This window comes from Actinoalloteichus hymeniacidonis (assembly GCF_014203365.1).
Lineage (GTDB): Bacteria > Actinomycetota > Actinomycetes > Mycobacteriales > Pseudonocardiaceae > Actinoalloteichus_A > Actinoalloteichus_A hymeniacidonis.
Genome location: NZ_JACHIS010000001.1, coordinates 4988715 through 5001711 on the forward strand (window position 1 = coordinate 4988715; position 12997 = coordinate 5001711).

The window sequence follows — 12997 nt, forward strand, 5'->3', positions numbered from 1 at the left end:
CCCTCGCCGCCCGACCGGCTCAGACGTCCTCGCGCAGGGCCTGCTCGACGAAGTTGTCGAGATTGCCGAGCATCCGGTCGATCGTCTCCTGCTCGGTGAGACTCTCCTTGGTCTGTCGCAGCTCGGGTTTGCGCTTGCCCCGCAGGTAGAGCGAGCAGGCGAGGTCGGCACAGGCGTAGGTGCCGACGGTGTTGCCGTGTCGACCGGCCGCACCGGCACGCCGGGCCGAGAACAGCGCGATCCCGGTCAGGCTGTGGGTCACCTGGCAGAACGCGCACATGTTCGACCGCATCGCGCTGCGCCGCTCCGGAGCGGCACGCAAGGCGAGCCCGACTGGCCCGTTGACGAGCATGGCGACCAGGTAGGCGCGGTCTCGGGCCTTCGGGTCACGCCAGCCGAGGAAGTCGCGGTTATCCCAGTCGATCGTCTCGAACTTCGCGGGCAACGACAGCGATTTCGCCTCGCCCTTGGAGCAGTTCACGAACGATCGTCTGATCTCATCCTGCGATAGCGGCTGCACCACTGCCTCCTCGTCGAAAAACCTTCGTCGCCGGACACTCGCCCACCGATCCGTGACGTGAATGCGCCGACAGCCCGATTTCGGCCATCCCGGTGGGCGACCCGACGACGGTAGGACGCCCGGGTCGGTTCGGTCGAACGGATTTCCCGGCACCGGGCGTCGGCGATGACTCGCCCCCTACGGCACCGACCAGGCGTGCGGCGGCGGATGGCCCACCGCCGCCGCACGCGATCACGCCTCAGCCCAGCAGGGTCTCACCGATATAGCCGTTGCGCTCGCATCCGGGTGGGATCGCGAACACCGCCGATCCGATCGGCGCAATCCACTCGTTGAGCAGATCCAGTTCGTCGAGACGCCGCTGAATGGGCACGAACTGCCGGTCGACGTCGGCCTGGAACGACACGAAGATCAACCCCGAATCGGAGACCTGTTCGCCGGTCGGCGGCTGGTCGTAGTTGTAGCCGCGCCGGAAGAACCGCTCGTCCGGATTGTCGGAGCGAGCCCGACGCATGTGCGAGAACTCCGGGATCACCGGGAAACCGATCGCGGTGGTCGCGGTGAAATCGGCCTCGTCGTGCTCGTTCTCGCCGGTCAGCGGCGCGCCGTTGTGGAGAAAGCGGCCCACCGACTGTTCCCGACCGCCCCGATCGAGCCGGTCCCACTTGTCCAGATCCATGTGGATCCGACGGATCACCGCCCCGGTGCCACCCGCGAGCCACCCGCTCGCGGACCAGACGAGCCGGTCGAAATCCTCGGTGCCCGGGGCCAGGTTCGTGGTCCCGTCGACCTGGCCGAAGAGATTCCGCATGGTGGTGCCCGGGGCGACGGTGCCGTGGGCGCGGCGGAAGCCATGCTGCGTCCAGCGCACCTTCGCGAAGCTTCGGCTGTCCTTCAACAGCATCCGGGTCGCGTGGGCGACGGTGATCGGATCGTCGGCGGCGATCTGGATGAGCAGATCCCCGTCGCTGAACTCGGGTTGCAGCCGGTCGGTCTCGAACGCGGGCAGCGAGGCCAACCAGGTGGGTCGGTCCCCGCCCGCGAGGGCGACCAAGCCGGGCCCGAAGCCGAAGGTCACCGTGAGCCGAGCCGGGGCCATGGCCAGTTCCGGTTCGGAGTCGGCCAGTGCCTGCTCGCCCTGGGTGAGTCGGGCTGCGTCGTCGGTGAGGATGCGCATCAGCCGCCGCAGTGCGTCGGCATCGGTATCCGCGTTCAGATCGAGTCCGACGAAGGTCGCATGGGCTTGGGCGTCGGTGTCGATACCCGCCTGATGGGTGCCGTGGAAGGGGACGACCTCGTCCCCGTTGCGCGGCGGCGCCGCCGATGGAGTGCTCTCGGCGGCGCGGTTGATGCCGTAGTCGAGGCCGATCGCGGCTGCGGCGCCGACGCCGGCGACGGCTCCCCCGAGGAGGAACCGTCGCCGGGTCGACGCGCCCCGACGCTTGTCGCTGTCGGGAGCGTCCATCAGTGCCCCATGTCCATGTCCGCGTCCATGTCCGCGTCGCCCTCGTAGCTCTCGTTGGCGCCGGAGTAGTCCTTCACCGGTGCGGTGAACTCGAAGGTCGAGTCGTCCGAGAAGGTGAGGGTGAAGGTGACCTCGGCACCGGCTTCGAGCGGCTCGGTCAGGTCCATCAACATGATGTGGTCGGCGCCGGGTTCGAGGGTGAGTGCTCCGTTGGCCGGGATGACGAATCCGCCGTCGATCTGGCGCATCGTCATCTCGCCTGCCTCGTTCTCGACGGTCTCGTGCAGTTCGAGCATCGTCGAGGCCTCGCTGGTGGCGGACACGACGGTGACGTCCTGGTCCGAGGAGTTCGGCAGTTCACCGAAGGCGGCGGACATACCCTCGTCCGCTGCCTTCACCCAGGCGTCGCTGATGTCGATCGCGTCGGCCTCGGTCTGGCTCGCCTGCTCGGCCCCGCCCTCGGCGGCCGCCCCGTCGGCGGTGCTGCCCGTCGCACAACCGGCCAGCGCAAGCGAGCCGACGGCGAACAGGACGGTGAGACGAAGGGTGTTCTTGATACGAGTGTTCACAGGAATGTGCCTTCCGAAAATGCTAGTTGCCGACGCCGGTTTGCGGTGAGTCGTCGGAGGCGCCGTCACGGGTGCGGCGCCGAAGGAAGTGGACGAGCGCGAACAGGGCGGCCGAGGTGACCGCGCCTGCGGCGCCGATCAGGGGAACGCGCAGGTTCCCCTCGGTTTCCTGTGTGCTCTGAGCTTCTTGGTCCTGGTCCTGACCCTGCTGTTCGACGTTCGTGGCCATCGCCGCCCGCGAGAGCGGCTGCCCGTCGCCGATGGTGAACGGGATGATCCCGCTGATGGGGTGGCCGTCCGAGGACACCACCCGCCAACGGATCTCGTAGCCCGCTTCGGCCAGTCCCGGTTCGAGTTCGGCGGTGACCGCACCGTCTCGAACCTCGGGTTCCCCGGTCACCCAGTCCGTGCCCGACTCGTCGACGACGATGATCGCGGCCCCGATCGTGAGGACGTCGGCGGAGAAGGACAGGGACACGACCTCGGGTGCGGCGTCGAGCTGCTGCCCGTCGGTCGGATTGCTGGAGATCAGCTCGTCGTGGGCCGACGCGGGTAGCGCCGTGCCGAGGACGAGAACGGCTGACGCGATGAACGCGGCGCCGAGCATGCGGAAAGTGCGCATTGGATCAACCCATCTGCACGGTCGGCGCAGACTCGCCTGTCGTGCGGGAGAGACCCCGCCATCGAATCGAGGCGGGGTGAAACGCCGTCTACAGCGGTGGGCGAGAACGGCGGATGAAGGTCAGAGCACGCGCACTCGTGGCGGTCCGCGCCGCCGCACGGTGCAGGCCAATGGGTCGTCGCCGAGGCCACGGGTTCCCTCGGTCACCACCAGGACCGGGCACCGGTCGGGCGGGCCGAGCGGAACGGGTATCGGCTGGCTCAGGGTCCGGCGGGCCCACATCGCGATCTGTCGCGCCAGCGATCGCAGCCGCAGGATCGCCTGTTCGCCCCGGTAGAGCGCCGCGATCGTGACCACGGCCGCGAAGCCGTGCCAAAGCCACATCTCGACATCGCCCTGCACCATGGCCAGCGTGCTGTCGGCGGGCGGCGCGTGGTGTTGCGCGTGGTCGTGATGGGCGCCGTGCCCATGATGGGCAGCTCCGTGCGGCGTCGCGCCGAGCACGAAGAGCATGTGGAACAGCAGCTGGCTCAGTGCGACGGAGGCCGACATGCGGAGCAGCGACAGCTTCCGCCCGGAGAGGATCGTGCAGACGATGAGCGACAGCACCCAGGGCACCGCCACGCCGAACAAGGTCGGTGGGAGACCGCCGCCTGCGAGGTGCGACAGCAGAGCCGTGCAGGTCGCCACCGACGCGGCGGCTACGCCACGCGGTGCCTGGTGACCTCTCGACTGCCGCACATCCGCCATTGTGGCAGTGCCGTGCGCCGAGCCTCACCTGGTCGTCCAGTCCGCAACCGAATGCGCTGACCTGCGGCTCGCCCACGAGCATCCCGTCCGTGCCGAACCGCCTCAGCCCGCCGGACGATCCGATGGGCTTGCTCACAGCGCTACGGCCGGTTGGAGATCTCCAGTACTTCCAGCTGCGGCGAGGCCTGGATGTCGGCCTCGCAGAACCGGCCGGTTATCCACTGTTTCTCGGCGAACGACTGCGTCTGGTCCGCGAAGTGCGGCGAGTCCGGATCCGAGGACTGCGAATAGGTCGTCAGCGTGCGAATGTCCGGGCATTCGCCGCCGTCGAACGCCACCACGTGCACGTAGCTGCTGGTGTTCGAGCCGAAACCGTCGCCGATCGCGTCGTGCCCGGCGTCCGGGTTCCATTCGCTGGCCACGACGTTGAACACGCCCAGTTCGCCCCGGCCGCCGCCGATGGCAGCACGTTCGCCGTCCCACTCGACGTACTGGTTCTCGCCGAGCGGCGCGTCCACCGCGATGCCCGCGGCGTCGAGGTCGGCGACCGCGTCGGCCAGCGCCGTGGCCAGCGCGGGGTTGTCCGGATTCAGCGTGTTCGGGGTGCCCACCGGGTCGGTCGGGTCGAAGGGCACGGTCCACAGCACGTCGTCGGGCGTTCGCGCGAGGGGCAGCCAGTACCGGCTGAACAGCATGGCTCCCCGACTGTCCACGTCCATGCGGCCGTCCCATGCTGCCAACGCCGAGCAGGCCTCGGTGACGTCCACGAAGACACCGTCGGAGGTTCGGGCTCGGCCGCCCGGCAGGCTTGCGCACATCTCGACGGTGCCGCCGAGCGCGAGTTCGGCGCTGTGCGATCGATTGGAGAACACCAGATCCCAGGTGTTGTCCGGGGTGAAGTCACCCGTGTCGAGCTGATCGGTGATCTCGGTGATCGCGCCCCTGGTCCGGGTGCTGCGGGTCGATTCGGTGGTGCCGACCAGGCGTGCGAAACCGGTCACCGGCTCCTCGGGGTTGGTCAACCAGTAGCTCTCGTTCGAGTTGACCAGATAGTCGCGCCGCTCCAGGTAGGGCAGGGACCCCGGTCCGGCGGCACCGGGCTGCACTGCGGCCGGGTCCACAGGCCAGGCGCAGTCGCCCTGGGCGGCATCGAGCACCGCGACGCCGAGTTCCTGGTAGGTGGCCCGCCCCAGTTCGGTGTTGCAGCGTTCGGCGTGTGCATCGGTGACGTTGGGCAGCACCGTCCGACCGGAGTAGGCGGTGTCTCCCTGCGAGTCGGCGCCGAGGAGGTTGAACGCGGAGATTCCCTGGTGTGCCCGCAGCGCCTCGTCGAACTCCTCGATATCGGTCGCTCGGCTCACCGCGTAGAACGAGTCGAGCAGGCGCATGTTCGCGGTGTTGGGGTCGGCGAGAACGAAGGCGGTCTCGGTCGACCAGGGCAGCGGCAGGTCTCGAAGCTGGGTGATGACCGGGCCGAACTCCGTCCACCACTGGGTGCGGGTCACCGGTTCGATGTCGCCCTCGGGCGTACGGGTGTCGACGGTGACGGCACGACGTTCCATCGGCACCGCCTCGTCGTCGACGAGGTAGGCGGTGGGGTCGTCGGGCGACAGCGTCAACTCGAACAGGGTGAACGGCCGGGTGGCATCGGCGATGGTGCCGCTCCAGGCGAAGCTCGCGTTGTGGCCGATCGTGATGGTGGGCAATCCGATGAAGGACGCGCCGTTGGCATTCCATTCACCGGGGATGGTGATGTGTGCCTGGTGGAAGAGGAAGTCCCCGCCCCAGGGCAGGTGTGGGTTGGCCACCGAGATTCCTCGGCCGCTCTCGGTGACGTCGCCGCCCAGCGCGATGGAGTTGCTGCCCGGCTTAGACAGGTCCGGTCCGGTGGATTCCGGGATCGACGACCCGCCGGATTCGGCGGTCTCCTCGGCGGGGCCTTCCGCGAGCGCATCGCTGACCCCGGTCTGCCCGAGGAAGGTGCTCCAGGCTGCGGCCCGTCGGTAGACGTCGATCTCGGTCATCGGGCGTAACCAGCCTTGATCCCCGCAGGCCTGCCCACCACGCTCGGCGAGGAGCAGGTTGTAGCCCTGCGCATAGCCGCGAACCAGGTCGCGGATCTCATCGCTCGGCCCGAGCGGCGCGGGTTGGTCGATCAACCGCTCGATCACCCCGCTCTGATTGATACTCGTGTAGTAGAGATCGGACGAGAGGTTGGTGGACGCCGTGGTCAGTGCACCGGCGGGCGTCTCGTCCGGGCCGAAGTATCTGGACCGCTCGCCTGCGAAGGTCACCATCCCCGTTCCGATGGTGCACAGGTGGTCGCGGGCCGCGGCATAGCCGTGACCGAATCCCGCATCCTCGTGGTCGTCGGCGAGGACGTGCGGGACGCCCTTCTCCGTGTATCGGATGGTCGCGGCGAGTGCGCCGCCCGCCTCGGCCGGATCCGATGCCGAGGAGAAGCACCCCGACAGGACGGCGACCGTGGCCGTCATGGCCAGGATCGGCAGGCGTCTCCGGTGTTTTCCCAGCGGCGGGGACTTGTGTTGATTCACTATGAGGTCTCCCTGGCGTCGTGCTACCAGGCAAGATTGGCTCTTCTGTCCTTTTCGGACACTACGATCATCCGGTCTTCGACGGTGTGGCTAGAACCACCCCGCACCGAGTGGGCAGATTCATTCCCAGACCCGCGATAAACCGTCCAGCTTCAGGCGAAGCCCGCGCACCCGGGACCTGTCGATCGAATGGCTCTGAGCCTGGCGCTCCCTCGGCGGCCACTGCGCCGGGGATTCACGGGCTTTCCTCCGTGGTGCGAAACGCCCGCCGGTAGGCGTTCGGGCTGGTGCCGATGAGACGTTTGAACCGGTCTCGGAACGTGGTGGTGGAGCCGAATCCGACCTGACCCGCCACCCGTTCGACCGAGTAGTCGGTGGTCTCCAACAGGTATTGCGCCTGCCGCAGGCGCACCCGGTGCAGCCATTGCAGCGGGGTGGTACCGGTCTGTTCCCGGAAACGCCGGTTGAGGGTGCGGGTGCTCATCGCGGCATGGCAGGCGATGTCGTCGATGGAGAGCTCGGTACCCGCGTTCTCGGTCATCCACCGCAGCAGCGGCTCCAGCGAGGCGCCTTCGGGGGCCGGTTCCTCCCGGACGATGAACTGGGCCTGCCCGCCCGCGCGTTCCAGGGGCATCACCGCCTGCCGGGCCGCATCGGCGGCGACGGCCGAACCGTGGTCACGGCGGACGAGGTGCAGGCACATGTCCAGGCCCGCAGCTGCTCCGGCCGAGGTCAAGATCTGTCCATTATCGACGAACAGGACATTCGGATCGACCAGGATCGCCGGGTGCCTGCGGGCTAACTCGGTGGTGGCGACCCAGTGCGTGGTGGCCCGAAGCCCGTCGAGTAACCCGGTTTCGGCCAGGGCGAAGGCACCCGCGCAGATCGAGGCGATCCGGGTGCCCTTCGCCGCCGCGTCGATCAGCCGTTGCCGCACCACATCGGAGAGCTCTCCCACCGGGTCCTGTCCGGGCAGGATGACGGTGTCCGCCTCCGCAAGGGCGTCCAGCCCCCAGGGGACGCGCAGCGTGAACGCACCGGAGGGGACCTCGTCGGTCTCGGCGCAGACCCGCACCCGATAGGCCGGTCGACCATCGGGCAACCGGGCCCGGCCGAACACCTCAACAGGCACCGAGAGGTCGAACGGCACTACGCCGTCCATCGCAAGCACCACGACGGTATGCATGGCAGGAAAGTATCCATTCGACGGGTTCCCGCCAATACCTCGTCCGGCGGATCACGCAGAATCGAAGGGCGTAGCGGGTGACCGCTTCCGATCGGAAGCGGGCTGCCGAACGCCGGCGCCCGCCGTCGAGAGAGCACCTTCTCACGTCCGTCAACGGTCAGCCCGCTCGAATTCGTGATAAAGAAGTGCGGCTGTCCGGGCACATTTCGAGAGTTACCTGGTCAGGGGCTTGCCATTGCGCCGAATAGCGGCATCATTAGGCCGCACGGCCTATTGATCGAACATCGTGAGAGCGTTCTCATAGGTGCGCCAGCAGGTCCGATGCGATTCCGTGATCAAGGAGTGACGATCATTTGATCAACTCTCCCGGCGCCCGTCGACGCGCCCTCCCCGATGCGTCGACGACCCACGATGCGCCCATCACCGTCCAAGACCGGAACCGCCCGCGTCGACCCCGATCGACGTCGGACGCGGCTCCCACCAGGACGCCGGTCGCCACCTGCTCGGCATGGCAACTCTCATCCCCCGCATGAACTCCCCGGCCTGAGGCCGGAGATCAGGAGAGACTCGCATGGCGACCAGGAGACTGTTCCTCGGCGGACTCGCCGCGTCGGCGATCGGCGGTATCGCTCTCGCCTCCGAACTGCGCCGCGGGGTCGACACGAACGCGATCGGCGTGCGCAGGCTGGCCGTCGACGCGCACACCCTGCCGCTGACCGTGGTCAACAACACCGGCGCCTACGACAACGCCTCGATCCACATGTACATCGTCGGCGTCGACCGGATCACCGGTAACCAGGCGCGCATCACGCCGGACGGCACGATCGTCGCCGTCTCGGAGGCCGACAACGGACCGGACGGCTGGGCCGACTACTCGATCCCGTTGGCGGGCAACGGCCCGACGACGATCAACCTGTCGAGCATGTCCGGCCGGGTCTACTTCTCGATGGGCGAGAAGCTGAGGTTCAAGGTCAACCCCGGCAACGCGCTGGTCTACCCGGCGGGCTGGGTCTCGGCCGACCCGAACTACCGGACCTTGCACGACTGCATGGAATTCACGTTCGACGACACCGGCATGTACTGCAACACCACGATGGTCGACATGTTCAGCATCCCGATGGAGATCCAGCTCACCGGGGAGCAGTCGCAGACCGTCGGCACCCTGGTCGATGGCGGCCGGGCGGGCATCTTCAATGGAATGGCCCAGAACTCGGACTATTCCCAGCTGGTCGTCGACGACCTGCGCGTGATCGCACCGGGACACGGCATCAACTCCGGCCAGTTCTCCGGCAGCTACTTCGACCCCTACATCGACGAGGTGTGGAGCAAGTACGCGGGTGAGACGCTGACCATCAACGCCAACAACCGCACCTTCACCGGCCGGGTCAACGGCGGCATCTTCGAGTTCGACGGCGGAGTCGCCCCGATCTCCAAGCCCAGCACCTCGGACGTCTTCTTCTGCAACGGCGCCCTGCACGCACCGAACGACGGCGTGACCGGCCCGGTCGCCGCGGTCCTGGGTGCCGGTTTGAACCGCTCGACGCTGCACAACACCAACGTCCAGCCCAGCACGGACCCGGCCGCGTTCTACCAGACGCCGGTGTCCAACCACTATTCGCGAGTACTGCACGAGAACGCCGTCGACGGCCGTTCCTACGGCTTCCCCTTCGACGACGTCGCCGAGTTCGCCTCCTACGTTCAGGATCACGCGCCCACCGGCATCACGGTGACGCTGACTCCGTTCTGATCGGGTCAACGCCGATCGTCGAACGCCGCCGTCCTCCCTGCCGGGCGGCGGCGTTCGGTTTCGCCGGCACCGTTAGGCAGACAACTCGGGGTGGCAGCGCAGTTCGCGCCCTTCCCGCCCGAGATCATGACTACACAGGTGACCGCATTGATCTGATTCGGACGTCGAGACCAGCCGAACGCGAGGTGAACAGCCAGCGGCTTACGCTGCGACAAGCTTGACGGCCGACCCATTTCTCCATGAACGTACTTGTCATGACAAGTCATTCCGGTCTGCTCGATTCGGTGGACCTCGTGGTGGTCGGCGCGGGCATCGTCGGTCTCGCGCACGCCTATGCCGCCGTGGAGCGCGGGCTGTCGGTGGCCGTCGTCGAACGCGACGAACGGGCGGTCGGTGCCTCCGTGCGCAACTTCGGCCACGGTTGCGTCACCGGACAGGACGGCCTCGCGCTGGACTACGCGCTCGCCGCCCGGCACAGCTGGCTGCGGCTGGCAACGGAAGCGGGTTTCTGGCTGCGGGAGGCGGGCACGGTGGTCGTCGCGCGCGCCGAGGACGAGTATCGGGTGCTCGCCGAGTTCGCCGGGCTACGGGACGGCCAGGTGCAGCTGCTGGATGCCGCCGGAGTCCGGGAGCGGGTGTCCACCGGGCCGGACGTGGTCGGCGGCGCGTTGCTACCGCTGGATCTGCGGGTCGATCCCCGCGAGGCGGTGCACGCCGTGGCGCGGTACCTCGCCGAGCGGGGCGTGCGATTCTACTTCTCGACCAGCGCCGCGTTGATCGAGCCCGGCGAGGTCGTGACCAGCCGGGGACGGGTCCGCGCCGCGCACGTCGTGCTCGCGGTCGGGCACGACGTGGACCGGTTCTTCCCCACGCTGGCCGAGGACCATGGGCTGCGGCGCTGCGCCCTGCACATGCTTCGGGTGGCCGATCCGCACGGCCGCGAGGTCTCCTCCGCCGTGCTCACCGGGCTGTCGATGCTGCGCTACGGCGGTTTCGCGGTGTGCCCCAGTCTGACCGAGGTTCGCGATCGGATCACCCGGGAGAGCCCTCGACTGCTGGAGCTCGGGCTCAACCTGATGTTCACCCAGCTGCCCGGCGGCGATCTCACCATCGGCGACACCCATTCCTACGCCCGCACCCATGCGCCCTATCAGGCCGAGGACCTCGACGAATGCGTGCTCGCCGAGATCGCGCAGCTGTTGGGCGTGCCCACCTTGACGGTGCGGGAGCGGTGGCGCGGCATCTACGCCTCGGCCCCGGAACCGTTCCTGGTGGCCGCACCCGCGCCGGGCGTGCGCGTCGCCTCCGTCACCACCGGCATCGGGATGACCACCGCCTTCGGCTTCGCGCCTGCGGTGCTCGACGACCTGCTCGGCTGAGGTCGCGCCGCGCGGTCGGGACGGGCGCCACGGGTGAACCCTCGCCGAACATGTCACTACAAGAAGGTGCCAGTTCGCGAGTCTTCGCGTGATGCTGTGCATACAACGGCGCGGTGCCGGCGTGTCGGGTGCGAGGGTGACCGCATGGAGCAGTCGCAGACAGCCGACGCAGGCCCGAGGACGCCTTCGATAGCCGACGGTGTAGGCGGTCCGGCCCGCTATGCGCGTTGGGACGGCGTGGGTCGCGGCTTCACCGTCGTGTCGACGGCCGCCCCGCGAGACCTCGCGCCCGGCGAGGTGTTGGCCAGGGTGGACCTGGCCACGGTCTGCGGCAGCGACGTGCACAGCGTCTTCGGTCGCCGCAGCTCCCCCGCGCCCGGCGTGCTCGGCCACGAGCAGGTCGGCACGGTGCTCGCGGTGGGGCCGGGAACACCGCCGCTGCGGGTGGACGGGGTACCGATCGAACCGGGGATGCGGGTGGTGTGGTCGGTGGCCGCCTCGTGTGAACAGTGCGATCGATGCGAAGCGGATCTGCCGCAGAAGTGCAGGCGGCTGCTGAAGTACGGCCACGAGCCGCTCACGGATTCCTGGGTGCTCAGCGGCGGTTTCGCCACCCACTGCGTGCTGCAACCCGGCACCGCAGTGGTGGCCGTGCCCGCCGAGGTCCCCGACACCGTGGCCGCGCCCGCCTCCTGCGCGACCGCCACCGTCGCCGCAGTACTTGGTGCGGCGAATCGATCGTTGGCCGGGGCGCGGGTGCTGGTCGCCGGGGCGGGCATGCTCGGGCTGACGGCCGTGGCGATGGCCGCGCAGGCGGGCGCGCTGGTCACCGCCGTCGATCCCGATCCGGCGCGGCGCGCCTCGGCCCGTCGTTTCGGCGCCGCCGACACCCGCGAGCCGGGCGCCGATCAGGACGCAGACTCAGACGAGTTCGATATCGCCGTGGAACTGTCCGGTTCCTCGGAGTCGGTGCGCGACTGCCTTGATTCCCTCACGGTGGGCGGCACCCTGGTCTTGGCGGGTTCGGTGACGCCCAGCCCGGCGGTGGCCGTGGACCCGGAGCGGGTGGTGCGTCGGCTGCTCACCATCGTCGGCGTGCACAACTATCGGCCCGCGGATCTGCAACGGGCGGTGGACTTCCTCGCCGCCCACCACACCGCCTATCCGTTCACCGAGCTGGTGGCGGGTCGGTACGGGCTGGACGAATTAGACGCGGCGTTGGCCAGTGCCCGGGACGGCGGCGCTCCCCGGCGGGCGGTCGTGCCCACGCTCTGAACAGCGGGATTCAGGAGACGGGCGGGCTCACCGTGGCGGGCTCACCGGTCCCGGAGCGCCCGTTTCGGGTGTTGGTCACCGTCACGGTGGCGATGTCGGAGCGGTACCGGTCGTCGGACCATTCCAGTGGCATGCCTCGGGAATCGGTGGTCAGTCGTCGTTCGCGCAGCAGCGGGTGGCCGAGCGCGACGCCGAGCAGTTCGGCATCCCGGCTGTCGGCGGGTACGGCGTCGAAGGTGTGCCGCGCGGTGTGCAGCTCCACGCCCTGGTCCATCAGCAGCGCGTAGATCGAGCCCGCGTCGAGGTCGGCGTTGAGCAGCAGGCGGCCGACCGATTCGACGTAGCTCATCCGCTCCAGCATCGCGGGCTTGCCGTCCAGCAGCCGCAACCGGATCAGCTGCACGGCCAGGGTGTCCGGCTCCAGTTGCAGGGCTGCGGCAACCACGGGTTCCGGCCGCCGCAACGCGATCTCCTGCAGCCGTTGGCCCGGAACGTGACCGGTGAGCTCGGCGCGTCGGGTGAACGACAGGAAGGACTCGAAGGGCTGGGCTGGCACGGCGTCCAGCACGACCGAGCGTCGCCCCTGTCCGCCGCCGCCGATCAGGCCTTCTTCGCGCAGCGCGGCGAGGGCCTGGCGCACCGGTCCTCGGGAGGCGGCGAACTCCCGGCACAGCTCCGCTTCGGCGGGAAGTGCCTCGCCGACACCGATCCGGCCGCTACGAATCCGATTTCGAAGCTCGGCGGCCACGATTCGGTGCAAGGGAGTTGCCATGGCGCTGAGCGTAGAAGCCCCGGGGAGTGCCCGGAACACGTCCCGGTGAACAACCGACGTGACAAAGATGTCAAGACAAGTTGGTTGACGGTGGGGTCTCCGGGTGCCACCGTGGCCCCGCCGGATCGACGCGAGGCAGTGCCGCGCCCGGATTTCCCCT

11 protein-coding genes are annotated in these 12997 nt (G+C 68.7%); 3 read left to right on the forward strand and 8 right to left on the reverse strand.

What is annotated here, in order from left to right; translation table 11 throughout:
- Window positions 1–19: 19 nt before the first annotated feature.
- The 7 genes from BKA25_RS20955 to BKA25_RS20985 all read right to left on the reverse strand — a co-directional run bounded on the left by BKA25_RS20955 (window position 20) and on the right by BKA25_RS20985 (window position 7664).
- Window positions 20–520, reverse strand: coding sequence for an FBP domain-containing protein (locus tag BKA25_RS20955; RefSeq protein WP_069853343.1), 501 nt, complete (start codon window positions 518–520; stop codon window positions 20–22).
- A gap of 238 nt (window positions 521–758) precedes the next feature.
- Window positions 759–1982, reverse strand: a complete 1224-nt coding sequence (locus tag BKA25_RS20960; RefSeq protein ID WP_069847286.1) for a Dyp-type peroxidase — start codon at window positions 1980–1982, stop codon at window positions 759–761.
- A complete protein-coding gene (locus tag BKA25_RS20965) occupies window positions 1982–2551 on the reverse strand; it encodes a copper chaperone PCu(A)C (protein WP_069847285.1) in 570 nt (189 codons plus the stop codon). The genes BKA25_RS20960 and BKA25_RS20965 overlap by 1 nt, the downstream gene beginning before the upstream one ends.
- A 22-nt stretch (window positions 2552–2573) precedes the next feature.
- Window positions 2574–3173 (reverse strand): copper resistance CopC family protein, encoded by a 600-nt coding sequence (locus tag BKA25_RS20970; RefSeq protein WP_069847283.1) that lies wholly within the window; start codon window positions 3171–3173, stop codon window positions 2574–2576.
- 120 nt (window positions 3174–3293) lie between these two features.
- A complete protein-coding gene (locus BKA25_RS20975; RefSeq protein WP_157420972.1) occupies window positions 3294–3914 on the reverse strand; it encodes a hypothetical protein in 621 nt (206 codons plus the stop codon).
- A gap of 149 nt (window positions 3915–4063) precedes the next feature.
- Complete coding sequence (locus tag BKA25_RS20980; RefSeq protein ID WP_157420971.1) at window positions 4064–6478, reverse strand: penicillin acylase family protein; 2415 nt, start codon at window positions 6476–6478, stop codon at window positions 4064–4066.
- Between the two features lie 235 nt (window positions 6479–6713).
- The gene (locus BKA25_RS20985) at window positions 6714–7664 is read right to left on the reverse strand and encodes a GlxA family transcriptional regulator (RefSeq protein ID WP_069847275.1); all 951 of its coding nucleotides are present in this window, start codon (window positions 7662–7664) and stop codon (window positions 6714–6716) included.
- 571 nt (window positions 7665–8235) lie between these two features.
- Here BKA25_RS20985 and BKA25_RS20990 point away from each other — a divergent pair.
- The 3 genes from BKA25_RS20990 (at window position 8236) to BKA25_RS21000 (ending at window position 12065) form a co-directional block, all read left to right on the forward strand.
- Entirely contained in the window at window positions 8236–9411 is a 1176-nt protein-coding gene (locus BKA25_RS20990; RefSeq protein ID WP_069847273.1) for a glycoside hydrolase family 64 protein, read from the forward strand.
- A gap of 254 nt (window positions 9412–9665) precedes the next feature.
- Window positions 9666–10790 carry a TIGR03364 family FAD-dependent oxidoreductase gene (locus tag BKA25_RS20995; RefSeq protein WP_069847271.1) on the forward strand — a complete coding sequence of 375 codons (1125 nt, stop codon included), beginning with the start codon at window positions 9666–9668 and terminating at the stop codon, window positions 10788–10790.
- Between the two features lie 144 nt (window positions 10791–10934).
- Complete coding sequence (locus BKA25_RS21000) at window positions 10935–12065, forward strand: zinc-binding dehydrogenase (protein WP_084642625.1); 1131 nt, start codon at window positions 10935–10937, stop codon at window positions 12063–12065.
- 10 nt (window positions 12066–12075) lie between these two features.
- Here the strand turns inward: BKA25_RS21000 and BKA25_RS21005 are convergent, their stop codons facing one another.
- Window positions 12076–12837: a GntR family transcriptional regulator gene (locus tag BKA25_RS21005; protein WP_069847269.1), complete on the reverse strand. Its 762-nt coding sequence runs from the start codon at window positions 12835–12837 to the stop codon at window positions 12076–12078.
- Window positions 12838–12997: the final 160 nt, after the last annotated feature.